The sequence below is a fragment of the Sulfitobacter aestuariivivens genome (assembly GCF_014763045.1).
Classification (GTDB): domain Bacteria; phylum Pseudomonadota; class Alphaproteobacteria; order Rhodobacterales; family Rhodobacteraceae; genus Sulfitobacter; species Sulfitobacter aestuariivivens.
This window is the reverse complement of sequence record NZ_JACTAG010000002.1, coordinates 1,460,988-1,486,965: the sequence shown is the minus strand read 5'-3', so window position 1 is coordinate 1,486,965 and position 25,978 is coordinate 1,460,988. Positions and strand designations below refer to the sequence as shown.

Sequence of the window (25,978 nt, the reverse complement as noted above, 5' to 3'; positions counted from 1 at the left end):
TGTTTTTGGAGAACCCAACGCTTACAATCCTTTGGCAGGCCGGGATCAGTCGTCTTCGCCGAGTTTCGGGGCGGGGCGGTGCAGGGCCAGTTCGGCGTCTGAGAACACGAAAGGTGAGCGCAGCCCCGGCACGCCGTCCAGGTCGATCTGCATGCCGCGCGCGATCACCTGCGGGTCTGCCATGACGTCTGCCAGATCGTTGATCGGGCCTGCAGGGACGTTGTGCGCCTCGCAGGCCGCGAGAAGGTCATCGCGGGTGCGTTGGCGGGTGGCGTCGTTCAGGCGGCGGATCATCTCGGGGCGGTTGGCGACGCGGTCGGCGTTTTTGGCAAATTCCGGCGCGTCGGCCATGTCGTCCAGCCCCAGCAGGCGGCAGAGGCGCTGGTATTGACCATCGTTGCCCGTGGCGATGATCAGGTGGCCATCGCTGGCGGCAAAGACTTCGTACGGGGTGAGGTTGGGGTGGGCGTTGCCCATACGGCCAGGGGGCGTGCCTGTGGTCATGTAGTTCATGGCCTGATTGCCCATGATCGCCACCGCACTGTCGAGCAGCGCCATGTCGATGTGTTGCCCGCGCCCCGTTTCGCTGCGCTGGTGCAGGGCGGCGAGGATCGCGGTGGTGGCATAGATGCCGGTAAAAATGTCGGTGATGGCCATGCCGGACTTCTGCGGCTGGCGGTCGGGTTCCCCGGTGATGGACATCAGGCCGGACATGCCTTGGATGATGAAATCATAGCCTGCGCGGTGGGCATAGGGCCCGGTCTGGCCGAACCCGGTGATGGAGCAGTAAATCAGCTGCGGAAATTCATCGCGCAGGCTGGCGTAGTCGAGCCCGTATTTCGCCAATCCGCCGGTTTTGAAGTTCTCGATCAGGATGTCGGCGTCCTGCAGCAGGTCCTTGAGCCGCGCCACGCCGTCGGCGGTGCGAAAGTCGATGGTGACCGATGCCTTGCCGCGATTGGTCGAGTGGAAGTAGGAGGCGGAGACATCTTCGTCTCGCGTCACGAAGGGCGGCCCCCACTGGCGCGTGTCATCGCCAGCGGGGCTTTCTACCTTGATGACCTCGCAGCCCAGATCGCTAAGCGTCTGGCCCGCCCAGGGGCCTGCCAGCACCCGGGCCATTTCGATGACCTTGAGGCCGGCGAGGGGGGCTGCCATCAACTGCCGATTTCTGCGTCGATCAGGGCTTTCATGTCGGGGTAGTCCATGTTGCGATAAAGCTGGCCGTTGATGACAAAGCTGGGCGTGGACTGGACGCCGTCGGCGTCGCGGTTCTGTTCAAACCACACGACCAGTTGTTCGGCCTTTTCGCGATCCTGCATGCAGGCGTCCAGCGTGTCACCATCAAGACCGGCAAGGCGTCCGATCCGGCCCAGTTCCTGCGCAATGTCCGCCGGGGAGCCGGCGCGCTTCCAGTCTTGTTCGCCCTTGTAGAGCAGATCGGTCAGGCCAAAGAATTTCTCACTGCCACCGCAGCGCGCCACCATCGACGCCCAGAGGCCCGGACGATCAAAATAGACTTCGCGGTAGATGAATTTGATCTTGCCGGTGTCGATGTAATCCGCCTTGAGCTTCTTGTAGTTTCCATTGTGGAAATTTGCGCAGTGCGGGCAGGTGTAGGACGCGTATTCGATGACAGTCACTGACGCGTCCGGGTTGCCCAGCACCATTTCCTCGATCCCGGAGGTATCGACATCGGCGCTGCTGGTCTGGGCGTTCGCCGCACCGGGCAGTTCGGTGTTGGGCATCGCGCCGGTGCCGGTCTGCGATGTGAAGTACCAGCCGCCAAGGCCGAGGACGGCAAAGCCGCCAAGGATCATATCTCTGCGTTTCATGTCGTCTTCCTTTGTCAGCTTTTCAGCGTTTGTTCCTGTTCAATACATTTTCGCCCAGACGTTCAAGGGCGCAGCGCAGGCCATCGTCGGCCACGGGGCGTGCTGTTTCTGCTGCTTTTTGCCGCAGCGCTGGATCAGGGGCTTTTGCGGGGGCCTCGGGCGTCTTGTGCATGAAGGCGACCTTGCCTTCGGCAAAGCCTGTGGCCGCTGTCTGGGTGATCCTTATGCGCGAGATGGCGTTGTAGCCGTAGACCGCGTTGACCTTGGCGCGCAGTTGTTCCTTTTGCATTTCCAGCATCGGGGCATTGGCCCCGTTGGTCAGCAGTGTCAGTGTCGCGCCCATGCCACCGCGGCCATAGCTGACCTCAACGGGGTTGGCGATGGCGGCGATGTCACGGCCTGCGACCTCGGTCCATTTGGTCAGCAGCTGTGATTGGGCAAAGCCACGGGTTTCCGACGCCTTGCGGATCTGCCCGCTGAGCAGGCTGTCGGTGCGTCTGAACCCTTTTGTACTGGTACGCCGTGGCGGCATGGCTATGGTCCCCGGATCAATTGGACCTAACATAAGGGTTTACCCCCGGTTCACCAGCCCGTGAACGCCGTCGAGCCATAAAGAATGCGTGAGAACCTTTCCCAAGACGACCTGCCGCAGATCCTGCTGGAGTGGTACGATGTGCATGCCCGCGAGATGCCGTGGCGCGTGGGCCCCGCAGCGCGCAAAGCCGGTCAGCGGTCAGACCCCTATGCAGTCTGGATGAGCGAGATCATGTTGCAGCAGACCACTGTCGCCACGGTGCGCGATTACTTTACGCGGTTCATGGCGCGCTGGCCCCGGGTGCAGGATCTGGCCGCCGCCGAGGACGCCGATGTCATGGGCGAATGGGCGGGCCTGGGCTATTACGCGCGGGCGCGCAATCTGCTCAAATGCGCACGGACCGTGGTCGATGAACACGGGGGGTCCTTTCCGGCAGACTATGACGCCTTGATCAAACTGCCGGGGATCGGGCCCTATACTGCTGCTGCCGTCGCCTCGATCGCGTTTGATCTGCGCCACACCGTGCTGGATGGAAATGTCGAACGCGTGATAGCGCGGCTTTACAACATTCACACGCCCTTGCCGGCCGCCAAGCCGGAACTGATGGCGCGGGCAGATGCGCTGACACCAGACCTGCGCCCCGGTGACTATGCGCAGGCGGTGATGGATCTGGGGGCCACGATCTGCAGCCCCAGATCGCCTGCCTGCGGCATTTGCCCCTGGCGTGATCCCTGTGCGGCCCGCGCTGCGGGCACCGCGCCGGATTTGCCAAAGAAGACCCCGAAGAAAGCCAAACCCGTGCGGCACGGTGTGGTCTATCTGGCGCAGAGGGCGGATGGCGCCTGGCTGCTGGAAACGCGGCCCGACAAGGGGCTTTTGGGGGGCATGCTGGGCTGGCCCGGGTCGGAGTGGGTCGACAGCGCACACCCCCTGCCCCAGACGGCGCCGCCGATCGGCGCGGATTGGCAGGTACTGGCGGGCGATGTGCGCCACACCTTCACGCATTTTCATCTGCTTTTGACCATTCACGTTGGCCGCGTCGATCACGAAGAAGACCCTTTGCGGGGCGCATTTGTGCCAAGGGGTCAGTTCCGGCCATCCGACCTGCCGACAGTGATGCGCAAGGCCTTTGATCTGGCGACGAAATAGCGCAGCGGCAGGCTTTGTGCGGGGCGGTTTGTGCGCTATACCTCTGGCAACAAAGCCAGAGGCAAGGCGATGAGCATTCAGTCCACAACCCCCGTTCCGCCCGGTGATCTTGCGCGCTTTGGCCGCGCGCTGCCCTTTTACATGTCGATGCTGTTGATCCCGCTGGCGTGGGTGTCGGCCTTTTGGGGCGGCTTGTGGGTGCTGCTGCTGGTGGTGATGACGTGGTATCTGTTTTCCATTCTGGATGCCTTGGCCGGATTGAACCTGGAGAACGCGGATCTGTCGGCGACGGAAGAGGACATGTTCTGGTACCGGGTGATCACGGTCGCCTGGGTGCCCTTGCAGATCGTCACGGTGATGGGGCTGGTCTGGTACGCCCCGCAGGCGGAACATCTGGGCACATGGGAACGCATCGGGCTTTTTGTCGGGCTTGGCGTGATGTCGGGCACGGTTGGGATCAACTACAGCCATGAATTGATGCATCAGAAGAACAAACTGGAGCGGTGGTGTGCGGATATTCTGCTGGCGTCAGTTCTGTATTCGCATTTCCGGTCAGAGCACCTGTTGGTGCATCACCGCTATGTCGGGACGCCCCGTGATTCTGTCACGGCGCGTTATAACGAGGGGTTTCACCGCTATTATCCGCGGGCGGTGATCGGGTCGCTGGTGTCGGCCTTTCGCGCAGAGAAAGCGATGCTGGCGCGCAAGGATCTGCCCTGGACCGACCTTGGCAATCCTTTCTGGCGGTACGGGGCGATGCAGCTTGTGTTCGTGCTGGCCGCGGTTGCCCTGGGCGGCTGGTCTGGTCTTGGGCTGTTTGTTCTGCAGGCCGGGGTCGCGGTGTGGCAGCTGGAACTGATCAACTACATCGAACACTACGGGCTGACGCGCAAACATCTGGGGGACGGGAAATACGAGGCCGTCCAGCCACGCCATTCATGGAATGCGGCGCACAAGGCGTCGAACTGGTTGCTGATCAATCTGCAGCGCCATTCGGACCATCACTACAAGCCCGACCGCCGGTTTCCGGTGTTGCAGACCTACGGTCCTGACGAAGCCCCGCAACTGCCGCATAGCTATCCGATCATGGGAATGGTTGCGATGATCCCGCCGCTGTGGAAACGCCTGATGAACCCGCGTGTGCGGCGCTGGCGGCAGATGTATTATCCGGAGATCACCGACTGGAAAGCCTACAACAAGGCCACCACCCCGATGCCGCGCTAACAACCCAATCTTAAACTTTGTCTGCCATTTCCAAGGGTACCATTGCAGACGAGGCGGCCATGCACCAGCAGCTGACACCATCCACCACATCTCCGACGCCGCATCAGGCGCAGGCGTCTTGCCTGATCATCGAAGACAGCGAATTTGACAGTGAAAAGATGTCGCGGGTGCTGAACCGGTCGCTGGGGCCGGTCCAGATCCGGACGGCGACAACCCTGCGGTCCGCACGCGAGATCCTTGGCTCTGCTGAAGTTAACCTGATTTTGCTGGACAACAATCTGCCCGACGGGCTGGGCGCGAATTTCGCACAGGAACTGGCGCGCAATGACCGGCTGGCGACGATCCCCGTGATCATGGTCAGCGACTGGCCGTCGCCGTTTATGTGGGAAAAGGCGGCCTCGGCCGGGGTGTACTACGTGTTGAACAAGTCGGAATTCGACGCCCGCTATGTCTTTGCCGCCCTCAAGGCCGCGCGCCAGAGACGGGGGCGGCTGAATTAGGGCGGGGCCGATTGAGGCCAGGTGACAGGGCCGCCGCAATGCTGTGGTTAGAAACAGGCGGGGCCGATGCAGATGGCGCCCGCCGCGCGGATGAAGGGTGTTTGACGTCCCGGGGTTTTTGCGGAGTGTGCCTGTGTTGATCGTCGCAGACGCTTGAAGGTCAAGACCCGTTCCTGCGCATCAGCCCAGCGTCGCGGATCGTGGCATGCGATTTTGCAGAGGTCGGGCTGGTGGATGAAGCTGCCATCCGCTGCATCTCAACCAATGACCGCTTTCGACGCTGCCAATCAGAAAACACGCACTATTCCGCGACGACTGCAAACGACGGCCGTCCGTCGGCTTCGACTTCGTTGAATACAAAGTCCCGGAATGCAGCAATTAACGGCTCAGATGCTCGACTGCGTTGACACACGAATGAGTAGATCACGAACGGAAGAGTGACCGCTTCGAAAAGGCGAACAAGGCGACCTGACTTGACCGTCTCGCGCACCATTATGTCGTAGGCAAGCGATACTCCGAGACCTTGTTCGACGCCGGATGTCGCAAGTTCACAATTCGGAAACTCAGGTCCACTTGGAAAATCCGGCGGTTCTACGCCGGCCGCAGCGAACCATTCGGCCCATTGATCCATCGTTTCGTCGTGCATCAGTGTGACGTTGCGCAGGTCTTCCGGGGTCTTGATGCATTGCGCACGCACGAAGCTTGGGGCTGCGACCGGATACCTGCCCGATTGCATCAGGGGCACGACCTCAGCACCCTGAACGGGATCGTCGGCCCAACCGATGACAACGTCAGCGTCGTTTGACTGAAAATCTGTAGATGGAGCACCAACAGAAACGCGAAGTCGCACTGCCGAAGGTTCGACGAACCGGTCGAGTCTTGGCACAAGCCAGCGCGCTGCAAATCCCGGCGTACACAGAACGCGCAGAGACTGGCTTGTGGTTCCGGCGGCATGCAGGGTGCTCGCCTCAAATACATCCAGAAGCGATGTCATTTTTCCCGCATATGCATCCCCGGTCAGGGTTAGCTGCAACCTGTTATTGCGGCGCTCGAACAGCTTGGTGTCAAGATATTCCTCCAAAGCGCGCACCTGATGACTAATCGCAGACGGTGTCAGGCAAAGCTCGTCTGCAGCCTTTGCAAACGACAGATGCCGGGCCGCTGCCTCGAAGGCGCGCACTGCGGCAAAGGGCGGAAGTTTGCGTCTCATAGGTCGTGAATTCCTTTCACCCCACAATGAAAAACCGTCTTTTGTGCGATCTGCGCGCCAAGCCTAACATCATTTCCAAGATTTCCAAAAAACCGACGATGGAGTGCAAGATGCCTGGCCCTCTTCCCGCCAGCCTTTGGCTGGGGTTACTGATGATGTTTGCCGGTTCTGCCTTTGCCGAGGCGACTGTTCGTCTCGATCCGGAGCCGGAATGGCGCAAAACGGAGAGCATCACAGAACTGGTGGCAGTTTTAGACACTTGGCTTGATCAACACACGGACCTTCAACCCGCTGGCGCAAACCCAGAAATACAGTTGGTCAGCGGGTCTTTCGCGGCGTCACTTCGAGGCTCCTCAGCGTCGAGCTCTGGTCGAACACGGGGATTTTTTGATCCGGACACGCATACAATCTACTTGATCCTTCCATGGGACCGAAAGAAGCCACACGACGCCAGCGTTCTGCTTCATGAACTCGTACATGCCCGGCAGGTGGGACGATTTTACTTTTGTCCCGGTGCGCAGGAAGAAGCGGCCTACCGCCTACAGGATAATTGGCTGCGAGAACGTGGTCTTCGGGCAAAAGTAAACTGGATCGCAGTCGTATTGGAATCTGGGTGCAGTCGACGCGATTTTCATCCCGACTAAGTAAGGCGCGCCTACGACAAAAGACGGAAAAGCAGACGTTGCTGCAAGGTGCAGCATAGCCAGTTGGGCCGGACAGTTATCCACAAAAAAGACCCCGCTTTGAAAAGCGGGGTCAAGGTAAGTGCCTTTGAAGGCGGACCTCATGTGGAGGCCGCAGGCACCGGCGGTGTTCGGTAAATCTGGGGGCTAGTTGGCCATTTCGGCGCGGATCTGCTGGCGCAGGAGGTCGATGGGCACGCGTTTGCCATCTTTCTTGAAGCACCAGTAGGTCCAGCCATTGCAGCTTGGCGCGCCTTCGTAGGCGGCTCCGACCTGATGGATGGAGCCTTTGACATCGGCGCCGATCAGCGTGCCGTCAGCGCGCACCTTGGCCTTGTGACGTCCGTTCAGGGAATACAGCTCTTCGCCCGGGCGCAGCATGCCGCGTTCGACCAGCTGGCCGAAGGGCACGCGGGGTTCAGCGCGCTTTGACGTGGTGGTTTGCAACGCGTCGCGGTCGAACTTGCGGACCTTGCCAATGCGTTTGGCAGCAACTTTGCGATAGGTCTCTTCGCGTTCGATCCCGATGAAATCACGCCCCAGCATCTTGGCCACCGCCCCGGTGGTGCCCGTGCCAAAGAACGGATCCAGGATCACATCGCCCGGATTGGTGGAGCCAACCAGAATGCGGTGCAGCAGGCTTTCGGGTTTTTGCGTCGGATGCGCCTTGTCGCCGGCATCATCCTTGAGACGCTCGTGCCCGGTGCAGATGGGCAGCACCCAATCGCTGCGCATCTGGATGCCTTCGTTCAATGCTTTCAGGGCTTCGTAGTTGAAGGTGTATTTGGCGTTTTCATCCTTGCCCGCCCAGATCATCGTCTCATGGGCATTGGTAAAGCGTTTGCCACGGAAGTTCGGCATCGGGTTGGACTTGCGCCAGACCACGTCGTTCAGGATCCAGTATCCCTGGTTCTGCAATTCAGCGCCGACGCGGAAAATGTTGTGGTAGCTGCCGATGACCCAGATCGCGCCGTTGGGCTTCAAGAGCCGCCGCGCGGCCTTGAGCCAGGCGTGCGTAAACTGGTCATACACGCGGAAGCTGTCGAACTGGTCCCAGTGGTCATCGACGGCATCGACGCGTGAATTATCGGGGCGGTGCAGTTCGCCCTTGAGCTGCAGGTTATAGGGCGGATCGGCAAAGATCAGATCAACGCTGCCCGCAGGCAGGCTGTTCATCACGTCAATGCAGTCACCCGCAAGTATTTGGTTCAAGGGAAGCGCGTCTGCGCCCTTTGTCATCACGTTCATTTATCTGCCTCTGTCCCCGGCACATTTTGTGCTCGTTGGTTGGCCTCAGGATGAGTCAGACAGATTCGCGGGTCAATTTCTTTTTTGAATCAATGTGTTGAGAAAAAACCTTGTCACAACATGTTGTGGACGGGCTTGAACGAACGTCTATGGTGTGGGGTTGGTCCGAGATTTCGAAGCGCATCCATGTGGCTTTTTGATCCATATCCCGCGTTGGTCTCCCAGCCGTAACCGGGGTGCTGTTGCGCCAGGGACAACATGACATAATCTCGACAGATTTTCGCCATAATTGAGGCCGCTGCGATCGATTGCGATCGGGTATCGCCCTTGACGATGGCCGCTGCCGGCAGCGCCAGGTTGCGCGGCAGCATGTTGCCGTCGATCAGGGCATAGTCCGCCGGGGTTTTCAGCCCCGCAATCGCACGTTCCATCGCCAGGTGACTGGCGCGCAGAATGTTGATGGTGTCGATTTCCTGGACTGAGGCGTGGGCGATGCTCACGTCGGCCACCTCTTTGATCTGGTGATACAGCCGTTCGCGCCCTCGGCGGGTCAATTTCTTGGAATCGCGCAGGCCATCGGGGATGCGCGCGGGGTCCAGCACCACCGCTGCCGCCGTCACCGGCCCCGCCAGCGGTCCGCGTCCGACCTCATCCACCCCGGCGACCCGTAGAAAGCCACGGTCATGGGCGGCACGTTCGAAGGTGAAATCAGGCTCCATTCCTGATCCAGACAACAAGACGGCCCGGACCGCAAGGTCCGGGCCGTCTGTAAGCAGCTACTCATTAAGGAAGAGAGGGGAGGGACGCCCGAACGTCCCTCCCCTCCTGTCGCCGGGGTGCAGGGACGTGCCCCCCGGGTCATGACGCGCCGTTACCGGAGCGCCAATCTGTACCCTTCGCGGTAAAGGCAGCGGGCGTTATAGCCACGGCGTTTGCCGTTGGGGGTCTTGAAGGTGGCGTAGCAGTGCTGCGGCAGGCGCTGGGTATAGGCATAGTTGTTTTCCAGGCAGCGCAGCGGGAACATCCGGTGATCGCCACCGCGGCCGCGAAAGCTGCGGAAGCATTGCTGCGGCAGCAGGCGCCGGTTCACAGCGCGCGGCAAGGGGCGTGGTTGCACATGCGGCTGGATATGGGTGCGCGGGCGCACGCCGGGTTCGCTGTATGGGCGGTAGGGTTGGATGTGTTGCGGACGATAGGGATCAACGTGGCGCGGACGATGCGGTTGCACATGGCGCGGATAGGACGGTTCTACATGACGCGGGCGCGGTTGGGTGTAATAGGGATCCTGATCGTGGCGTGTGACGTGCTGTCGTTTCTTCTTTTTCTTGTCGTGGATCACCTTGCCGACAATGGCGGCCCCCAGAACAATGGCCAGTGCGCGTGCCAGTTCGTCGTCGCGTTCCGCAAACGCCGGTGTAGCACCCAGCCCGGTGATCGCGATAGAAGCGGCGGCGATAATCCCAATGAAACGACGGTACATGTGCGTGATCCTTTCTGTTGAACGGCACGGGAGACCGCCGGTTGGGGGGGAGACCTCCCGTGCCAGAGCCGTACAAGTCAGCTCGTGGGATCAATCTGGGGTCGGGGGCGTCAGACAGGCAATAACAGGGCCCTGTTATCCGATATCAGCCGCGCTAACTGCCTTTGGATATTGAATAACAGGTCGGAACTGCGCATGAAGGTATCATGAAACATATAACGCTTTCCCTTCTTGCTGCCGTGCTGATCGGCCTTGCCGTTCCGGTTTCGGCGGCGGGGTGCTATGCCGATTACAAGGCAAAACAGGACAATCCGCTGCGCCTGCATTACGGTGTGGCGCAGATCACCGGGGCCTGCGATGCCGGGGCCGCGCGGGCTGAACTGGCCCGACGGCTGGCCGCGCAGGGATGGACATTGCTGAATGTTCTTTCGGTGTTCGGGGATGATGGGTTGGCGCAAAGGAAAGACAGTGCAGGACAGTTCTACCTCCGCTTCTGACATGCGTCGCTTTGGCGGGCGCTTTGTGGGTGGCGGGATTGCCGCCGTGGTGCTTGTGCTGCTTGTCGGCGCGGGCCTGCTGCTTTGGGCCTTGCCGGATGCAAATACATTCAACGCACAGGTTGAACGGATCTTTGTTGAAAACGATGACCTGACTGCCGGTTCCGAGATCAAGCTGCTGGAGATCCTCGCCCAGTCCGGCACCGCGTTCTCCGACACGCTTGCCAGCTACCGGCTGGTGATTGTCGTGTTGCTGGTGTTTGCCGCGGCCATGCTGATTGCGGCCTTGGTGTTTTTGATCATGTTGGTCGGGTTCAACCGTCGCATGGCGCAGATTGAACGCGCCGGTATTCAGGTATCTTCGTTGTTGATCAGCCGGGAAGAGAACACCGTCTATCTCAACAACCTTGGATTCAAGTTGACCGCTGCGGCCATGGAAACCATGAGCGTGCTGGCCGAGGCGCGTATGGATGATGACGTGCTGTCGGGGTCCGAAATCGAGGGCATGATTTCGGGGCGCAATGCCGCCGACTGCGATGAAGCCGCCGGGGCCACCCGGATCAAACGGCTGCGCGACACGCTGGGCAACCAGATCGTCAGCGAATTGCTGGTCAAGAATATCGCGCGTCGCGGCTACATGCTGTCGATCGACAAGGATGTGATCAAGGTCATCTAGTCCTTGGGCCCCTCTTCATCTTTCCAGTTAAACTCATTTCCAACGCATCCACTTGCGAACGACTCGCAATTTCATCGCTAGGTCTCTATATTACCTGCATGAACAGACGCACATTCACCGCCTCGCTGGCTGCCTTGGCAGCGTCACCTGCCCTGCCGGTCGCCGCGCCCTCTGCAACCGCCCCCGCAGCCGTGCCGCCGGGGGCCTATGCCTGGGGGCAGTTGATCGCACGGGCTCAGGCCACCTGTAGCCCGGCGATGCTGGCGCGGCATCTGCATCTGAGTATAGACGAGGCGACGCAGCTTTTTGGTAAGATGGTCCGCGATGGTGTGTTGCGTGCACCGGGGGTGGCAGGGGTGGCCCGGGCGGTGCACCCCCTGCCAGGCTCTGGCATCAAGCCCGCCGCGACGCGCAAGGCCACGACGCGGCTGGGCGACTGGGTCAGAACAGAAATGCAGCCAGAGGGATCGCCCCCTATGGTCAATTCCGACGACGCGGGTCTAGGGTGCGGTGACGCCGACCAACAGGACGACACCGATGCCCGCGAAGATCAACCGCCTGAAGACATCCCTCAAAGCAGGTGAGGTCAGCTTTGGCTGTTGGCTGGGACTGGCTGACAGTTATGCCGCCGAGATCATGGGGGGCGCGGGCTTTGATTTTCTGGTCATCGACGGAGAGCATGCGCCAAATGATATCCGGTCCATTCTGGCACAGTTGCAGGTGCTTGCAGCGTTTGATGTCGATCCGGTCGTGCGGGTGCCGGTGGGTCAGACCCATCTGATCAAACAGGTTCTCGATCTGGGCGCGCAGACTGTCCTGGTCCCGATGGTGGAAAGTGCAGCACAGGCGCGGCAGTTGTTGCGCGATATCACCTATCCTCCGCACGGGGACCGCGGCGTTGGCTATGCCGTCAGCCGGGCGGGTGCGTTTTCACGGAATGCAGATTACGGCACGACGGCGGACGCACAGATCTGTCTGCTGGTTCAGGTTGAGAACCTCAGAGGGATGGCCGCGTTGGATGACATTCTTGCGGTGGACGGGGTTGATGGGGTCTTTATCGGGCCTGCTGATCTGGCGGCGGATATGGGGCATATGGGCGACGCCATGCACGCCGATGTGCAGGCGACCATTCTTGATGCCATTGCGCGTATCCGGGCGGCAGGCAAGGCGCCGGGGCTGCTGAGCACCGTGGACGCGATGACCGATCCGGCACTGGAAGCGGGCGCGCAGTTCGTGGCCGTTGGGGCGGATGTGTTGATCCTGGGTCAGACGGCCCGGGCGCTGGCCGAAAAATGGATCGCACGCACCTTATGAATGCAGGTATTTTCCTTCTTGGCCTTGCCTATGTCCTGAGCCAGTTCTTCCGCGCCTTTCTGGCGGTTCTGGCACCGGTGCTGGGCACCGATATCGGGGCGACGCCGGATGATCTGGCGGATGCGTCGGGCATGTGGTTTCTGGCCTTTGCCGTCATGCAAATTCCTGTGGGCTGGGCGCTGGACACGATTGGCCCGCGCCGCACGGCGGCCTGGTTGCTGCTTGTGGGCGGGGCCGGAGGTTCTGCCGTCTTCGCGCTGGCGACATCGGCGCTGCATATCAACATCGCGATGGCGCTGATTGGGGTGGGCTGCGCGCCGGTGCTGATGGCGTCGTACTATATCTTTGCGCGGGACTATCCGCCGGCGCAGTTCGCGGTGCTGGCCTCATTGATGGTTGGGCTGGGCAGTCTGGGCAATCTGGTGGCCTCTTATCCGATGGCGCTGGCGGCCGAAACGATGGGCTGGCGCGCGGCCCTTTGGGGGTTGGGGGGCATCTGTGCTGCCGTGGCTCTGGGCACGCTGCTGCTGGTGCGTGATCCCGCGCGGGTGGAGGGTGAGGTGCAAGGATCGCTGCTGGAGCTTTTCCGCCTGCGGGTTCTTTGGGCGATCTTTCCGCTGATGTTTGTCTGCTATGCCATTTCCGGCGCGACCCGGGGACTGTGGATCGGGCCCTATCTGGAGGATGTCTTTGCCGCAACCACGGGCAGCATCGGGCAGGCGACGCTGCTGATGGGGATCGCGATGATCCTCGGGACGTTGGCCTACGGGCCGCTGGACCGGGTGTTGCCGTCGCGCAAGTGGATGATCGCGGGGGGTACGGCATTGACGTTGCTGGCGGGGATTGGCCTGATCGTTTTGCCTGCGACCTCGATTGCGGTATCGATCGCGTTGTTGTGCGCGATTGGGTTCTTTGGCGCGACCTATCCGGTGATCATGGCCCATGGCCGCAGCTTTCTGCCGCCCCATCTGATCGGGCGGGGGGTAACGATGCTGAACCTTTTCAGCATCGGCGGCGTCGGGATATTCCAATTCATGTCTGGGGCCATATATCGCGCGGCGCTGCCGCCCGAGACGGTGGCGGCCCCTTATGTGGCAGTATTCACCCTGCTGAGCGGCGCGCTGGCGGTCGGATTGGTGGTCTATCTCTTTTCGCGGGACAGCACACGGGCGTGATATCTGGCCGCAGGGCCTTTCCCTTGGCCGGTCCATCCGCTAAAGCCCGCGCACCAACCCCATATATATTGGAGAATTCAGATGGGTTATCGCGTCGCCGTCGTGGGCGCCACTGGCAATGTGGGCCGCGAAATGCTGAACATTCTGGCCGAGCGCCAGTTCCCTGTGGACGAAGTGGTCGCATTGGCCAGCCGCCGCTCCCTGGGTACGGAAGTCAGCTTTGGGGACACGACGCTCAAATGCAAAGACCTTGATACATTTGATTTCACGGGCTTTGACATGGCGCTGTTCGCCGTGGGATCTGACGCGACCAAGAAGTACGCGCCGGGTGCCGCCAAGGCGGGTTGCGTGGTGATCGATAACTCGTCGCTGTATCGCTACGACCCCGACATCCCGCTGATCGTGCCCGAGGTGAACCCGGAGGCCGTGCATGGCTATGCCAAGAAGAACATCATCGCCAACCCCAACTGTTCGACCGCACAGATGGTTGTGGCCCTGAAGCCCCTGCATGATCGCGCAACGATCAAGCGGGTGGTGGTCAGCACCTATCAGTCCGTATCGGGCGCGGGCAAAGAAGGCATTGATGAGCTGTGGGACCAGACCAAGTCGATCTACAACCCCACCGATGACAAGCCGGCCCGGAAGTTCACCAAGCAGATCGCGTTCAACGTGATCCCGCATATTGATGTCTTCATGGAAGACGGATCGACCAAGGAAGAGTGGAAGATGGTCGCCGAGACGAAAAAGATCGTCGATCCCAAGATCAAGGTTACGGCCACCTGTGTCCGTGTGCCCGTTTTTGTCGGACACTCCGAAGCGGTCAACATCGAGTTTGAAGAGCATCTGGACGAGGCCGAGGCCCGCGATATCCTGCGCGAAGCCCCCGGCATCATGGTGATCGACAAGCGCGAGGACGGTGGATACGTCAGCCCGATCGAATGCGTGGGTGATTTCGCCACGTTCATCAGCCGCATCCGGCAGGACAGCACCATCGATAACGGCCTGAACCTGTGGTGTGTCAGCGACAACCTGCGCAAGGGCGCTGCCCTGAATGCGGTTCAGATCGCAGAGCTGCTGGGCCGTGAGGTTCTGAAAAAAGGCTAACTGCCTTATTGAGGCCCCTTTCCTGCACGCCCTGGATCAAGGCGTGCGGGACACATTCCGGCCATCGAATTCTACTCGCTATCCGCGAATCGACTAAGAATCGGTTAAGTTCTGCAGCTTTGCGGAAAAACAGGCTGTTTCCGAATTAAGAAAAATGAAGGCACAGCAGTGCCCTTTTTGCGCATAATTGATGACAGTAACGTGCAAATTTTGTGTTTTGCCCGAATGTGAACACATTCTCGCACCATTCGCGCCCAGATCGAAACCCAAATTATAACTGTATTCGGTACCTGCCCACTTCGAGGTAGCGCTAACACCCCAACAAACCGGGGGGCGCAACAACAAAGATTAACGGGCAGCAGTGGTTCTCCAAGTTCAATGAGAATGCCTTGATGGCTGGTTGTGACACGCACGTACCTTGAATGTACAAACGTTTCCTCACCCAGCGATCGACCAACCAGGAAGACAGGTTCAACGCCTGACCTTTGAAAGGAAACGACATGACGAATATCATCACCTTCAAGAACGCCCAGAAGCCCCAGAAAAGCACCGTCGCAAAGCGGGTAACTGACAATGTCGTTTCGCTGATTGAATGGAAAGCCAAGCCCCGTGCACTGCGCACACCCAATGGCATCTTCTTCATCACCGCAGGCGGTGGTGCCCCGTTGCACGCTGCCTGATCACGCCCCTCCAGTGATCTCTCTTCTCTCTTAATCACCTCTTGCTGCTAAGGAATATCAAATGTCTGCCACTCTGCTCGAAACCGCCCGTAACAACCGTGTCATCGCCCTGCAAACGCTGAAGGCCCGTCGCGCCAAGCTGGAAGCCAACAACAATGTGTTCTGCCTGAGCTCCATGCGTGTCGACCGGATCGTACATCCGATGTTCAAGTCCTGCCGCATGGACCTGATGGAAGACCGTATCGCTGCCTGACCTGATGCCGGACCGGATATCGTTCGGTCCGGCAGGCCCTTGCCCCCGTGCAAGGCCGCGCTGGTGCCGGGTTCGCACGATGATCGAACCGGCTTTTTCCCCCAGATGACGACTGCTGATTGCGCCGCCCGGATGTCAGAAACGCTCTGCCCGGAGGACCTCGCAATCGACCACGCTGACCACGCCGATGTGCCGCTCAACCACGGCAAAGGCGGCCTCAAGCAGCGTATCCAGCCGGTCGGGTTTGATGATGCAGATCACCTGCACCATGCCCTGCCCGCGACTGACCTGGCCCTGCCGTGTCCAGTTGCCGGACCGCCCTGATCCGCCCCAGACGGGCAGAATGGTATAGCCGGTGACCCCCGCCTTGTTCAGCGCCTCAGTGAGGCGGGATTGCATGACCGCCTCGATGGTAATTTCCACCCGTTTTGCCTGATGTGTCTTCATGGATCAGCCTCCGCCAAAGGTCTGGGCGATGGCCACGTACAGCGGAATGCCCAGTGTCAGGTTGAATGGGAATGTGACCCCAAGCGACAGGGTCAGGTAGATTGATGGATTGGCTTCGGGCAGGGCCACGCGCATGGCGGCGGGCACGGCGATGTAACTGGCCGAGGCGCTGAGCACCATAAAGAGTGCTGTGCCGCCGGTGCTGACCCCAAGCAGCAGCGCGGTCACCAGCCCGATGCTGCTGCCCACCAGCGGCATGATGACCCCAAAGGCCAGCGGGCCCGGCCGCAGCACCGCGCCGCCTTCGCGCAGGCCCCGGCCCGCGACCAGCCCCATGTCCAGCAGAAACAGGCACAAAACGCCCTGAAAGGGGTTCACGATGAAGCTTTCGATCCGGGCCATGCCGTCTGCACCGGTGATGCCGCCGATGACAAAAGAGCCGACCAGCAGGACGATAGAGCCGTTCAGCATGATTTCACGCAGCAGTGCGCTGTCCATGCGGCGCGCACCGTCTTCCGCATCGCCCCCTCTGGAAATCAGCCAGAGGGCGGACAGAATTGCGGGTGCTTCCATGGCGGCGGCAACGGCTACCATGTAGCCTTCGGATGTGATCCCGCTGGCCTCAAGCACAGAGGTGGCGGCGACGAACGTCACAATGGAGATGGACCCGTAGTGCGCGGCGACCGCGGCGGCATCAAGCCTGCTAAGAGAGGTCAGCGCCTTGAGGATCGCAAAGGCAATCAGCGGCAGGAGCGCCGACAGAAAGATACCGGCCAGCAGCGACAGGCCCAGGTTCAGGTCAATGCCATGATCGGCAACGCTGACCCCGCCTTTGAACCCGATGGCAAAGAGCAGATAGATCGACATCCCCTTGGCCACGGCTTCGGGAAAATGCAGATCGGACCGGGCCAGTGCGGCCAGCACGCCCAGCACAAAACACAGGATGATGGGGGACAGCAGGTTCGTCGCCGCGAGCGAAAGTATCTGATCCATGGTGATGCCGCGCCCCCCCGCGCGCCTTGTTCAGAGCCCAAGCGACAGGCCGGGTCAAGCGTCAAAGCGGCTTGAAGGTTTCTTCTTCGGGCAGATATTGTTCAAGCCAGCCTTCGCCGATATCGGTCCACAGGCCGTGCAGGCTGAGGGTGCCGGCGGTCAGGCCATCCTTGACCCATGGAAAGGTCAGCAGGTTCTCAAGCGATACGACAACCGCCTGCCGCTCCAGCAGGCGAAGCTGTTCTGCTTCGTCGGCGATATCGGCGACCTTGCCGAATTTGGGGCGCAGGATGTCCATCCAGCGGCCCACGAAACTGTTTTTGGCTTCCAGATCCGGTGCCTCGCCCCGGCACATGGCCGCACAGCCCGCCACGCCCCCGCAGTTTGAGTGGCCCAGAACGATCACATGCGCGACCTTCAGCGCGGTCACCGCATATTCAATCGCGGCCGAGGTGCCGTGTTGCTGCCCGTCTGGCTGGTAGGGCGGCACCAGATTGGCGATGTTGCGGTGGATAAACAGCTCTCCGTGATCGGCGCCCAGAATGGCGGTGACCTGAACGCGGCTGTCGCAACACGAGATGACCATCGCGCGCGGGTGCTGCCCTTCGGCAGCGAGGTGGCGATGCCAGGCGGCGTTCTCGGCATAGCCCGTCGCTTTCCAGCCATGGTAACGCTGCACCAGATAGGGCGGGAGCGGTTTGATCCTTTTCATGACGTCGGTCCCCACACGGAATTTTCCCTGCGATAACTTAAAATCTTTTGCATTTCGAGGGCAAATGCGGCGACGGCTCAATGATTTGCACATCAGATAGGCGCATGATGCGGATCTGCCGTGGGGGTGGATGAAGGGGTGAGTGATGACGCAGGTTCTGCAATTCCGACCGACGGAACGGGTTCGTCTGGACCCGGACCGGCTGGGGTCCTTGTATGCGCAGCTGGGTGAATCCAGCGCCGAAGACGTCGTGTGCCGCGCGCTGGAGGAACTGGCGCTGCGACTGACCCAGTGCGACGAGCTGTATCATGCGCAAGACTGGCCTGCCCTGCGCAAGAACACCCGCTCGCTGGTCGCGATTGCGGATCAGATCGGGATGCTGATGCTGTCCAAGGTCGCGGGTGACGTGACCCACTGCATTGATGAAGGGAACGCCACGGCGCTTGCGGCAACCCTGTCGCGCCTGCTGCGCATCGGGGAGCGGTCGTTGACGGCGATCTGGGATTTCGACGATCCGGTGCCGTGACCGCTTGCGGGTTGTGGCAGAACAGATAGGCTGCGGGCATCGCGTCATTTGCTGAAAGGCCTGCCATGTCCCTCTCGTTTGCTCCGTCGGAAGATGGGGCCATCCCCCTTTTCGTGATTACCGAAGACGGTTTTGAGGCGTGGGTGTCGGAGAGCGATGCTGCGGTGCAGGGCTGGGTGCGCGCGCAGGGCTTCAAAGGCAGCCTTGGTCAGGGGCTGAGCATTCCGGGGCCAGACGGCGCGCCGCAGATGGCGCTGGCAGGGTTCGGGACAGCCCGGGCCCGGGCGCGCGGGCGGTTTCATCTGGCGGCGGCGGCGGGCAAGCTGCCCGCTGGCACCTACCGCATTGCCGCTGGTTTGCCCGAAGATCAGCGCGAGACCGAAGCATTCGGATGGCTGTTGTCGCAATACAGGTTTGACCGCTATGCCAAGCAATCCGCCGCGGACCGGTTGTTGGTAGCGCCAGATGGCATTGACGCGGCCCGGATCGAGACACTTGCCAACAGCGAGGCGCTGACCCGCGATCTGATCAACACCCCGGCCTCTGATATGGGGCCCGCCGATCTTGAAAAAGCCGCGCGCGCCCTGGCGGCGCATTACGGTGCAGAGATCAACGTCATAACCGGTGATGATTTGCTGGAACAGAACCTGCCGATGATCCACACGGTCGGGCGCGCGGCTGATCAGGCGCCCCGGCTGATTGATCTGCGGTGGGGTGATGCGGGGCCCCGGCTGACGCTGGTTGGCAAGGGCGTGTGTTTTGATACCGGGGGTCTGAACCTGAAACCCGGCGCCTCGATGGGGTTGATGAAAAAAGACATGGGCGGTGCGGCGGCGGTGCTGGGACTGGCGCGGATGATCATGGGCACCGGGCTGCCCCTGCGGCTGCGGGTGCTGATCCCGGCGGTTGAAAACGCCGTGTCCGGCAATGCGTTTCGCCCGCAGGACATCCTGACCTCGCGCAAGGGTCTGACGGTCGAGATCAACAATACAGACGCCGAAGGGCGGCTGGTGCTGGCGGACGCGCTGGCGCTGGCCGACGAGGAAGCGCCGGATCAGATCATCTCGATGGCGACGCTGACCGGTGCCGCACGGGTGGCCGTCGGCCCCGATCTGGCGCCCTATTTCAGTGATGAACCCGATTTTGTCGCGGCATTGGAAGAGGCTGCGGCCCGGCATGCGGACCCGGTCTGGCGAATGCCGTTTCACGCGCCTTACGAAACCATGATCGAACCCGGCATCGCGGATCTTGATAACGCGCCCAAGGGTGGGTTCGCAGGCTGCATCACTGCCGCGCTCTTTCTGCGCCGCTTTGTGACCGACAGCGCCTATGCGCATTTCGATATCTACGGCTGGCAGCCTGCCGAGGCCCCGGCGCGCGCCAAGGGCGGGGTCGGTCAGGCGACACGCGCGCTTTACGGCGCCCTGCCCGCCTTGCTGGACCTGTGAGCGATCCGCGCCTGACCCCGGACCCGGCCCGGGTCACCTGCAAACAAGACCGCCGTATCGCCCTGCCGCTCTGCGATCTGCGCCGCCGGCCTGATGGGCCACGCGACAGGCAGTTGATCTATGGGGCCGATGTGACGCTGCTGGATGAAGCAGACGGATGGGCCTATGTGCAGGCCCGATCCGATGGGTATGTCGGGTATGTCACCGCGGACGCTTTGGGCGCAGTGGAACGCCCGACCCACATCGTAACCGAGCCCTCTACACGCGCCTATGCCGAGGCGGATCTGAAATCCCCCGACCGCACGGCCCTCACCCACCTCAGCCGCGTCGCGGTGGTGTCCGAAGACGGTGATTTTGCCCTGACAGCGCTGGGATATCTGCCCAGAGTGCATCTGTCACGCATCGGCATGACGGCATCCGACCCGGCCACGATTGCCGGATATTATCTGGGAACCGACTATCTCTGGGGCGGTAACAGTCGCTGGGGGATCGATTGCTCTGGTCTTGTGCAGGCAGCCCTGACCGCCTGTGGTGTCCCCTGCCCGGGCGACAGCGACATGCAGATGTCACTGGGAAACCCGGCCTCTGCACCCTATCGCCGCAATGATCTTTTGTTCTGGAAGGGGCATGTGGCCCTGGTGACAGATCCTGAGACCATCCTGCACGCCAATGCTCACGCCATGGCTGTCACCTTTGAGCCCATCAGCGCTGCCATCACCCGGATAGAGGCAAGCGGGGATGGTCCGATGACAGCACATCGCCGTCTGGCTTCTTTTTCTGGCTAGAATATTCCCCGCCGGAGGCCTGAAATCTTTTGGTGCGCGGGCTGCTTCAGTCCACCGCCCGGATCAGCTTGCGCTCAAGCACCCGCAACACGGCCTTGAGATCCTGCCCCCGTCTGAGGACCTGACCGTTCGGGCCAATGACCGCGTACATGCCTTGTTTCATGCGCAGCTTTGGGCGTTTTTCGACCCGGTACAGCGGCATCTCAGCGGTGCGGCGAAAAATCGAGAAGACGGCGACTTCCCTCAGGCAAGATATGCCATAGTCCCGCCATTCCCCGGCGGCGACCATGCGCCCGTAGAGCGACAGGATCACCGAAAGTTCCGTGCGGTGAAAGGCGACCTGTTCGGGGGCGCGTTCAAACGGCGTGATCTTGGGGGAAGCGGACGGGGGTGTATGCATCGTCATGATTTGACAGTTGCGTGCCTTGGCGCTCAAATCAAGCCCTGATGACAATCATGGACGTTGAAAGCGTTACACATTCATGCAAGAACACCGAAATATGAAACACGAATATATCGCCCGATGACCCCCCAGAAACGCGCCGAGAAATCCGCAGCGGTCATGTTTGCCAATGATGTGGCCTCTCCGGGGCTGGGCATGACGCTGGATGCCATTGCTCCGGGCAGTGCCACCATGTCGATGGTAGTGCGGCCTGATATGCTGAACGGACATCATATCTGCCATGGTGGTTTCATCTTTACGCTGGCGGACAGCTGTTTTGCCTTTGCGTGCAACAGCTACAACCGGAACACCTTGGCCCAACAGAACCAGATCACCTACATCGCCCCCGGCCAGCCCGATGAGCGGTTGACAGCGCGGGCGGTCGAAGTGTCCAGAACAGGCCGGTCCGGCGTTTATGACGTCACGGTGACAGGCGAAGACGGGCGTACCGTGGCCCTTTTTCGCGGCCTGTCGCGAACCATCAAAGGCCAGCATTTCCCCGAAGAAGGAGAGACCGCGTGAAAGACCTCACACCGCCCCGGGATACGTTGGACCCGATCGAGATCGCCAGCCGCGATGAGATCACCGCCCTGCAGGTCGAACGCCTGAGATGGTCGCTGAACCACGCCTACAAGAACGTCCCCTTCTACAAGGACAGCTTTGATGCGGCGGGCGTTCATCCGGACGATGTGACGGACATGTCGGATCTGGCGCGGTTTCCATTCACGGTGAAATCCGATCTGCGGGCAAATTATCCCTTTGGCATGTTTGCCGTGCCACAGGATCAGGTCGCACGCATCCACGCCTCTTCCGGGACCACGGGTCAGCCGACGGTCGTGGGCTATACTCAAACGGATCTCGATAATTGGGCCACCGTTGTGGCGCGATCCCTGCGCGCGGCCGGGCTGCGCACGGGTGATATGCTGCACAATGCCTATGGTTACGGTCTTTTTACCGGGGGTTTGGGCATTCATCTTGGCGCGGATAAGCTGGGGCTGACGACCTACCCGATTTCGGGCGGCATGACCCCACGCCAAGTGCGCCTGATCACGGATTTCAGGCCCAAGGGGATTACGGTCACGCCGTCCTATGCGCTGTCGATACTGGATGAATTTGCAGCCCAGGGTCTGGACCCGCGCGATTGTTCGCTTGAGGTCGGCATTTTTGGCGCGGAACCCTGGACCAATGCCATGCGCAAAGAGATCGAACAGGCCTTTGATATGCATGCGGTCGACATTTACGGGTTGTCGGAAATCATGGGCCCCGGCGTCAGTCAGGAATGTGTGGAATCCAAGGATGGGCTGCACATCTGGGAGGATCATTTCTATCCCGAGATCATCAACCCCGAAACGGGCGCGCCTGCCGCGGAAGGCGAGCAGGGCGAGCTGGTCTTTACATCGCTCACCAAGGAAGCCTTTCCCATTATCCGCTACCGCACCCGTGACCTTACCCGGCTGTTGCCCGGCACGGCGCGGTCTATGCGGCGCATGGAAAAGGTGACGGGGCGGTCAGACGACATGATCATCCTGCGCGGCGTGAACGTCTTTCCCACCCAGATCGAAGAAGCGCTGATGGCCACACCGGGTCTGGCCCCGCATTTCCAGATCGAACTGAGCCGCCCTGACCGCATGGACCAGATGCGCGTGCTGTGCGAATGCGCCGACGCCTCTGTCAGCGACGATGCGCGCGACGCGGCGGGCAAGGCGCTGGCCGCGAAGATCAAGCAGACGATCGGAATCTCGGCGCGGGTAGAGGTCGCCAGCGTCGGGGGCGTGGCGCGGTCCGAAGGCAAGGCGGTGCGGATATTGGACAAGCGGCCAAAAGGTTAACCCAAGAGACCTGTGTGATCATCCACATGCAATCGCGACAATCACATCCGTTTCATCAAGCTGGATGCTGACCCGTTCGGGATTGAAATCGGATGTCACCACCTCGTCCGGGCGATAGGACCGCTTGGGGTCGGGAATCGACAAGGCAACAACCGCATCCTGACCGATCAAACCGGCATAGGCCGATGCGCCACAGGTGTCATCTCCGCTGACCCGAGGGGCGCTGCCGCCGCTGTTACCGGATCCGCCCGGTGCGCCGCATCCGGCCAACAGCAATGCCCCGGCGATCAAAATTCCCGTTTTCATCATGCTCTCCCTCTTTCTGGCTTTAGTAACACCCAAAACGCGCGATCCGTCCATCCTTGTCAATCTCGGCATTCAGCCGGTTGGGATTTACATCAGCCGGTTTCGGCTTTCCCGCGCGGACAACCCGCAGATTGCCGAGGGTCGCATAAAGGGCTTCTTCGGGTTCGCCGATCAGTTCCTGCCAGTTCTGTGCATTGCAGGTGATATCGGGTGAAGGTGCAGCCCCGGTGCAGCCAGCCAACAGCAGCACCATCAGCAGGCCGCGCATCACGCCCCGTATCGCGCCAGAAACGTCTCGACTGCACCATCAACGACCCTGTCAATCTCGGCCGCTGAGACGGATTTCGACATACCGAACATCAGCCGCGCCCAGACATCTGCCTTGCACAGTTCCGCGAATTGGTCTGCGGCCAGCATCCGGTCTTCGATGTGCAATTCGCCACGCGCCTCCGCTCCGGCGAAATATTCCGCCATTTCAGCGCGCATGACCGCCGGGCCGGTTTTGTAGAAACTTTGGCCAATCTCGGGAAAGCGGTCGGATTCCGCCACACATATGCGAAAGATCTGCTGCCCGAAGGTAGATGTGATGAAACGCAGGAAATGTCGCCCGGCCTGCCCCAGCACCAGACGCGGGGGGGCGGCCATGTCGATGTTGTCGATGGCCTCCTGACTTTGGCGCGCGCATTCTGCGTTGGCGACTTCCATGAAGAGCAGGCGTTTGTCGGGGAAATAGCTGTAGAGGGTGGCCTTGGAGACCGCCGCGACCCGTGCGATTTCATCCACGCTGGCCCCTTCGAACCCGTCGATCATGAAAACCGAGCGCGCACCTTCGAGCACCTGGTCGTATTTGCGGCCCTTGCGGACCTCGGGTGGGCTGATGTTCATAGGTGCTCCGCCGGTTCGCACCCAGAATATAAACCGTTTCGTTCAGTTGAAAGGGAATAATGGGTTTGGCCTGTGTCAGACCTTGCCTTTATCGCCTCATGAATTAGAACCGTTCTAAACAGCCCGGTGCCAATTATGCGCTTTTCGCTCAACCGCAAACGTTTCAAAGACCTCTCTGAGCAAGAGATGCTGGCGCTTGCGATCTCGTCAGAGGAAGACGATGCGCGTATCTATCGCGGTTATGCGGAAGGGTTGCGCGCTGAATTTCCCGACAGTGCAGCCGTGTTTGACGGGATGGCCGTTGAAGAAGACACGCACCGCCAGCGCCTGATTGATCTGCATCGCGCCCGCTTTGGCGACGTGATCCCGCTGATCCGGCGCGAACATGTGTCGGGCTTTTACGCCCGCCGCCCGGTCTGGCTGGTTGAAAACCTTGGGCTGGAGCGGATCCGGGCAGAGGCCGCCGCGATGGAGGCGCAGGCCGAACGGTTCTATCTTGCTGCCGCCGCGCGCACCACCGATGCGGCCACGCGCAAGCTGCTGGGGGATCTGGCCGCTGCTGAAGCAGGCCATCAGGCCACCGCTGAGGACCTAGCGCAAAAGCACCTTGACCCGGATACAGCTGCTGACGAAGACAGCCGTGCGCATCGGCAGTTCATCCTGACCTGGGTGCAGCCCGGCCTTGCGGGGTTGATGGATGGCTCTGTGTCTACCCTCGCACCGATTTTTGCCACCGCGTTTGCCACGCAGGATACCTGGACGACGTTTCTGGTGGGTCTGGCTGCCTCGGTGGGTGCCGGTATCTCGATGGGGTTCACAGAAGCCGCGTCGGACGATGGCGAATTGTCCGGGCGCGGATCACCGCTCAAGCGCGGTTTTGCATCTGGCATCATGACGACGGTTGGGGGGCTTGGCCATGCGCTGCCCTATCTGATCGCGGATTTCTGGACGGCCACGGTGACGGCGATCATTGTGGTCTTCATCGAACTTTGGGCGATTGCCTGGATCCAGAACCGGTTTATGGAAACGCCGTTTTTCCGCGCCGCCTTGCAGGTGGTGGTCGGCGGGGCGCTGGTTTTTGCGGCGGGTGTGCTGATCGGGTCCGGGTAGGAAGGACGCGCGCGTGACATACGATTGATTGCAATCGCAGGGTTTCGCAGGCAATCAGACGGGGCAATCTGAACCGCAATGAGACACCGATGAGCCGATCCTTTTCTTTCACCCATGCCATCTGTCGCGCGCCGTCGCCTAGCATTGTTGACGGTCTGCGCGCGGTCGACACCGGCGCGCCTGATCTTGATCTCTTTCGTGCGCATCATGCGGCCTATGTGGATGCCCTGCGCGACACCGGGGCAAATGTGACCGTCTTGCCCGCGCTTGATGCCTTTCCCGATTCCGTTTTTGTCGAAGACGCCGCCCTGTGTCTGACCGAAGGGGCCATTGTGATGCGCCCCGGCGCCCCATCCCGGCGTGGCGAAGCGGCAGCCATGCGTCCAACGCTTGAGACATTCTATGACGATGTGCGCGAAATCGACGGGCCGGGGTTCATCGAAGGGGGCGACATTCTGGTCACTGAATCCGAAATCCTGGTCGGCACTTCTGCGCGTACCGATGCCGCCGGCGTCGACGCGTTGCGCGCGCTGGTCGCGGATTGGGATTACCGGGTGCGCGAGGTACAAACCCCGCCCGATGTGCTGCATTTCAAGACCGATTGCAGCCTGCTGGACGCTGACACTATCCTGTGCACCCGCAGGCTTGCCGCGTCGGGCTGCTTTGACGGCTACAGACAGATCCACACCGCAGACGGGGAAGAGGCCGCCGCAAATGCGATCCGGTTCAATCAGCATGTGCTGCTGCCCAAAGGGTTTCCAAGGACAGCCGAGACACTGGGCAAGGCGGGGTATGACATCCGCCAGATCGGCAATTCCGAAGCTGCAAAACTGGATGGCGGCATGTCCTGCCTGTCGCTGCGGTTTCGGCCAGCACCCTGATAGACGCACGATCATGCAAAGTGGCTCTCTTTCTGCTCTCGCCATCACCGG

The 25,978-nt window shown here is 60.9% G+C and carries 33 protein-coding genes; 19 read left to right on the top strand and 14 right to left on the bottom strand.

Annotation, left to right across the window (positions count from 1 at the left end; all coding sequences use genetic code 11):
• Positions 1-45 precede the first annotated feature (45 nt).
• Genes H9Q16_RS17085 through H9Q16_RS17075 form a run of 3 tightly spaced genes read right to left on the bottom strand, consistent with a single transcriptional unit; the run spans position 46 to position 2,367 of the window.
• Complete coding sequence (locus H9Q16_RS17085) at positions 46-1,158, bottom strand: CaiB/BaiF CoA transferase family protein (RefSeq protein WP_191076616.1); 1,113 nt, start codon at positions 1,156-1,158, stop codon at positions 46-48.
• Positions 1,158-1,835 carry a DsbA family protein gene (locus H9Q16_RS17080; protein WP_191076615.1) on the bottom strand — a complete coding sequence of 226 codons (678 nt, stop codon included), beginning with the start codon at positions 1,833-1,835 and terminating at the stop codon, positions 1,158-1,160. The genes H9Q16_RS17085 and H9Q16_RS17080 overlap by 1 nt, the downstream gene beginning before the upstream one ends.
• Positions 1,836-1,857: 22 nt before the next feature.
• Positions 1,858-2,367, bottom strand: a complete 510-nt coding sequence (locus tag H9Q16_RS17075; protein WP_191076614.1) for a DUF721 domain-containing protein — start codon at positions 2,365-2,367, stop codon at positions 1,858-1,860.
• An 84-nt stretch (positions 2,368-2,451) separates the two neighbouring features.
• Here H9Q16_RS17075 and mutY point away from each other — a divergent pair, with 84 nt between their 5' ends.
• The 3 genes from mutY (at position 2,452) to H9Q16_RS17060 (ending at position 5,243) form a co-directional block, all read left to right on the top strand.
• On the top strand, positions 2,452-3,519 hold the full coding sequence (gene mutY, locus H9Q16_RS17070; RefSeq protein WP_191076613.1) for an A/G-specific adenine glycosylase: 1,068 nt from the start codon (positions 2,452-2,454) through the stop codon (positions 3,517-3,519).
• A gap of 69 nt (positions 3,520-3,588) precedes the next feature.
• Complete coding sequence (locus H9Q16_RS17065) at positions 3,589-4,743, top strand: alkane 1-monooxygenase (RefSeq protein ID WP_191076612.1); 1,155 nt, start codon at positions 3,589-3,591, stop codon at positions 4,741-4,743.
• A gap of 59 nt (positions 4,744-4,802) precedes the next feature.
• A complete protein-coding gene (locus H9Q16_RS17060; protein WP_191076611.1) occupies positions 4,803-5,243 on the top strand; it encodes a response regulator in 441 nt (146 codons plus the stop codon).
• Positions 5,244-5,544: 301 nt separating this feature from the next.
• Here the strand turns inward: H9Q16_RS17060 and H9Q16_RS17055 are convergent, their stop codons facing one another.
• Positions 5,545-6,453: a LysR substrate-binding domain-containing protein gene (locus H9Q16_RS17055; RefSeq protein ID WP_191076610.1), complete on the bottom strand. Its 909-nt coding sequence runs from the start codon at positions 6,451-6,453 to the stop codon at positions 5,545-5,547.
• Between the two features lie 26 nt (positions 6,454-6,479).
• Between H9Q16_RS17055 and H9Q16_RS17050 the strand changes: the two genes are divergently transcribed.
• The gene (locus H9Q16_RS17050) at positions 6,480-7,097 is read left to right on the top strand and encodes a DUF6647 family protein (RefSeq protein WP_191076609.1); all 618 of its coding nucleotides are present in this window, start codon (positions 6,480-6,482) and stop codon (positions 7,095-7,097) included.
• A gap of 186 nt (positions 7,098-7,283) precedes the next feature.
• Here H9Q16_RS17050 and H9Q16_RS17045 read toward each other — a convergent pair whose 3' ends face one another.
• From H9Q16_RS17045 to H9Q16_RS17035, 3 genes are all read right to left on the bottom strand, one after another.
• Positions 7,284-8,384 carry a site-specific DNA-methyltransferase gene (locus tag H9Q16_RS17045; RefSeq protein ID WP_191076608.1) on the bottom strand — a complete coding sequence of 367 codons (1,101 nt, stop codon included), beginning with the start codon at positions 8,382-8,384 and terminating at the stop codon, positions 7,284-7,286.
• Between the two features lie 113 nt (positions 8,385-8,497).
• The gene (locus H9Q16_RS17040) at positions 8,498-9,103 is read right to left on the bottom strand and encodes a ribonuclease HII (protein ID WP_191076607.1); all 606 of its coding nucleotides are present in this window, start codon (positions 9,101-9,103) and stop codon (positions 8,498-8,500) included.
• Between the two features lie 152 nt (positions 9,104-9,255).
• Complete coding sequence (locus tag H9Q16_RS17035; RefSeq protein ID WP_191076606.1) at positions 9,256-9,864, bottom strand: hypothetical protein; 609 nt, start codon at positions 9,862-9,864, stop codon at positions 9,256-9,258.
• Positions 9,865-10,070: 206 nt separating this feature from the next.
• Here H9Q16_RS17035 and H9Q16_RS17030 point away from each other — a divergent pair, with 206 nt between their 5' ends.
• The 8 genes from H9Q16_RS17030 to H9Q16_RS16995 all read left to right on the top strand — a co-directional run bounded on the left by H9Q16_RS17030 (position 10,071) and on the right by H9Q16_RS16995 (position 15,563).
• A complete protein-coding gene (locus H9Q16_RS17030; RefSeq protein WP_191076605.1) occupies positions 10,071-10,361 on the top strand; it encodes a hypothetical protein in 291 nt (96 codons plus the stop codon).
• 1 nt (position 10,362) lies between these two features.
• Positions 10,363-11,037 (top strand): winged helix-turn-helix domain-containing protein, encoded by a 675-nt coding sequence (locus tag H9Q16_RS17025; protein ID WP_191076842.1) that lies wholly within the window; start codon positions 10,363-10,365, stop codon positions 11,035-11,037.
• A 98-nt stretch (positions 11,038-11,135) separates the two neighbouring features.
• A complete protein-coding gene (locus H9Q16_RS17020; RefSeq protein ID WP_191076604.1) occupies positions 11,136-11,621 on the top strand; it encodes a hypothetical protein in 486 nt (161 codons plus the stop codon).
• Positions 11,575-12,351: an aldolase/citrate lyase family protein gene (locus H9Q16_RS17015; protein WP_191076603.1), complete on the top strand. Its 777-nt coding sequence runs from the start codon at positions 11,575-11,577 to the stop codon at positions 12,349-12,351. Before H9Q16_RS17020 ends, H9Q16_RS17015 begins: the two co-directional genes overlap by 47 nt.
• Positions 12,348-13,526, top strand: a complete 1,179-nt coding sequence (locus tag H9Q16_RS17010) for an MFS transporter (RefSeq protein WP_191076602.1) — start codon at positions 12,348-12,350, stop codon at positions 13,524-13,526. The genes H9Q16_RS17015 and H9Q16_RS17010 overlap by 4 nt, the downstream gene beginning before the upstream one ends.
• 81 nt (positions 13,527-13,607) lie before the next feature.
• Complete coding sequence (locus H9Q16_RS17005) at positions 13,608-14,630, top strand: aspartate-semialdehyde dehydrogenase (RefSeq protein ID WP_191076601.1); 1,023 nt, start codon at positions 13,608-13,610, stop codon at positions 14,628-14,630.
• A gap of 500 nt (positions 14,631-15,130) precedes the next feature.
• Positions 15,131-15,310, top strand: coding sequence for a hypothetical protein (locus H9Q16_RS17000; protein WP_191076600.1), 180 nt, complete (start codon positions 15,131-15,133; stop codon positions 15,308-15,310).
• A 61-nt stretch (positions 15,311-15,371) separates the two neighbouring features.
• On the top strand, positions 15,372-15,563 hold the full coding sequence (locus H9Q16_RS16995) for a hypothetical protein (protein WP_191076599.1): 192 nt from the start codon (positions 15,372-15,374) through the stop codon (positions 15,561-15,563).
• A 135-nt stretch (positions 15,564-15,698) separates the two neighbouring features.
• Here the strand turns inward: H9Q16_RS16995 and H9Q16_RS16990 are convergent, their stop codons facing one another.
• From H9Q16_RS16990 to H9Q16_RS16980, 3 genes are all read right to left on the bottom strand, one after another.
• On the bottom strand, positions 15,699-16,010 hold the full coding sequence (locus H9Q16_RS16990; RefSeq protein WP_191076598.1) for a P-II family nitrogen regulator: 312 nt from the start codon (positions 16,008-16,010) through the stop codon (positions 15,699-15,701).
• Between the two features lie 3 nt (positions 16,011-16,013).
• Entirely contained in the window at positions 16,014-17,003 is a 990-nt protein-coding gene (locus tag H9Q16_RS16985; RefSeq protein ID WP_191076597.1) for a sodium-dependent bicarbonate transport family permease, read from the bottom strand.
• A 61-nt stretch (positions 17,004-17,064) separates the two neighbouring features.
• Entirely contained in the window at positions 17,065-17,715 is a 651-nt protein-coding gene (locus H9Q16_RS16980; protein ID WP_191076596.1) for a carbonic anhydrase, read from the bottom strand.
• Positions 17,716-17,860: 145 nt separating this feature from the next.
• On the opposite strand from H9Q16_RS16980, the gene H9Q16_RS16975 reads away from it, so the two are divergent.
• From H9Q16_RS16975 to H9Q16_RS16965, 3 genes are all read left to right on the top strand, one after another.
• A complete protein-coding gene (locus H9Q16_RS16975) occupies positions 17,861-18,241 on the top strand; it encodes a hypothetical protein (RefSeq protein ID WP_191076595.1) in 381 nt (126 codons plus the stop codon).
• A gap of 65 nt (positions 18,242-18,306) precedes the next feature.
• Entirely contained in the window at positions 18,307-19,689 is a 1,383-nt protein-coding gene (locus H9Q16_RS16970; protein ID WP_191076594.1) for a leucyl aminopeptidase family protein, read from the top strand.
• Positions 19,686-20,474 carry an NlpC/P60 family protein gene (locus H9Q16_RS16965; RefSeq protein WP_191076593.1) on the top strand — a complete coding sequence of 263 codons (789 nt, stop codon included), beginning with the start codon at positions 19,686-19,688 and terminating at the stop codon, positions 20,472-20,474. Before H9Q16_RS16970 ends, H9Q16_RS16965 begins: the two co-directional genes overlap by 4 nt.
• A gap of 46 nt (positions 20,475-20,520) precedes the next feature.
• On the opposite strand, the gene H9Q16_RS16960 is transcribed toward H9Q16_RS16965, so the two are convergent.
• Positions 20,521-20,880: a DUF2794 domain-containing protein gene (locus H9Q16_RS16960; protein ID WP_386260469.1), complete on the bottom strand. Its 360-nt coding sequence runs from the start codon at positions 20,878-20,880 to the stop codon at positions 20,521-20,523.
• Between the two features lie 117 nt (positions 20,881-20,997).
• On the opposite strand from H9Q16_RS16960, the gene paaI reads away from it, so the two are divergent.
• Both paaI and paaK read left to right on the top strand, forming a co-directional pair.
• Positions 20,998-21,438 carry a hydroxyphenylacetyl-CoA thioesterase PaaI gene (gene paaI / locus H9Q16_RS16955; protein WP_191076592.1) on the top strand — a complete coding sequence of 147 codons (441 nt, stop codon included), beginning with the start codon at positions 20,998-21,000 and terminating at the stop codon, positions 21,436-21,438.
• Positions 21,435-22,745, top strand: a complete 1,311-nt coding sequence (paaK, locus tag H9Q16_RS16950) for a phenylacetate--CoA ligase PaaK (protein WP_191076591.1) — start codon at positions 21,435-21,437, stop codon at positions 22,743-22,745. The genes paaI and paaK overlap by 4 nt, the downstream gene beginning before the upstream one ends.
• Before the next feature lie 18 nt (positions 22,746-22,763).
• On the opposite strand, the gene H9Q16_RS16945 is transcribed toward paaK, so the two are convergent.
• The 3 genes from H9Q16_RS16945 to H9Q16_RS16935 are packed head-to-tail and all read right to left on the bottom strand — an operon-like array spanning position 22,764 to position 23,936.
• On the bottom strand, positions 22,764-23,051 hold the full coding sequence (locus H9Q16_RS16945; protein WP_191076590.1) for an I78 family peptidase inhibitor: 288 nt from the start codon (positions 23,049-23,051) through the stop codon (positions 22,764-22,766).
• A 22-nt stretch (positions 23,052-23,073) separates the two neighbouring features.
• Entirely contained in the window at positions 23,074-23,319 is a 246-nt protein-coding gene (locus tag H9Q16_RS16940) for an I78 family peptidase inhibitor (protein WP_191076589.1), read from the bottom strand.
• Positions 23,319-23,936: a TetR/AcrR family transcriptional regulator gene (locus H9Q16_RS16935; RefSeq protein WP_191076588.1), complete on the bottom strand. Its 618-nt coding sequence runs from the start codon at positions 23,934-23,936 to the stop codon at positions 23,319-23,321. Before H9Q16_RS16935 ends, H9Q16_RS16940 begins: the two co-directional genes overlap by 1 nt.
• Before the next feature lie 135 nt (positions 23,937-24,071).
• On the opposite strand from H9Q16_RS16935, the gene mbfA reads away from it, so the two are divergent.
• The gene (gene mbfA / locus H9Q16_RS16930; protein WP_191076587.1) at positions 24,072-25,046 is read left to right on the top strand and encodes an iron exporter MbfA; all 975 of its coding nucleotides are present in this window, start codon (positions 24,072-24,074) and stop codon (positions 25,044-25,046) included.
• 89 nt (positions 25,047-25,135) lie between these two features.
• Entirely contained in the window at positions 25,136-25,927 is a 792-nt protein-coding gene (locus tag H9Q16_RS16925; protein WP_191076586.1) for a dimethylarginine dimethylaminohydrolase family protein, read from the top strand.
• The last annotated feature ends 51 nt before the right edge of the window (positions 25,928-25,978 follow it).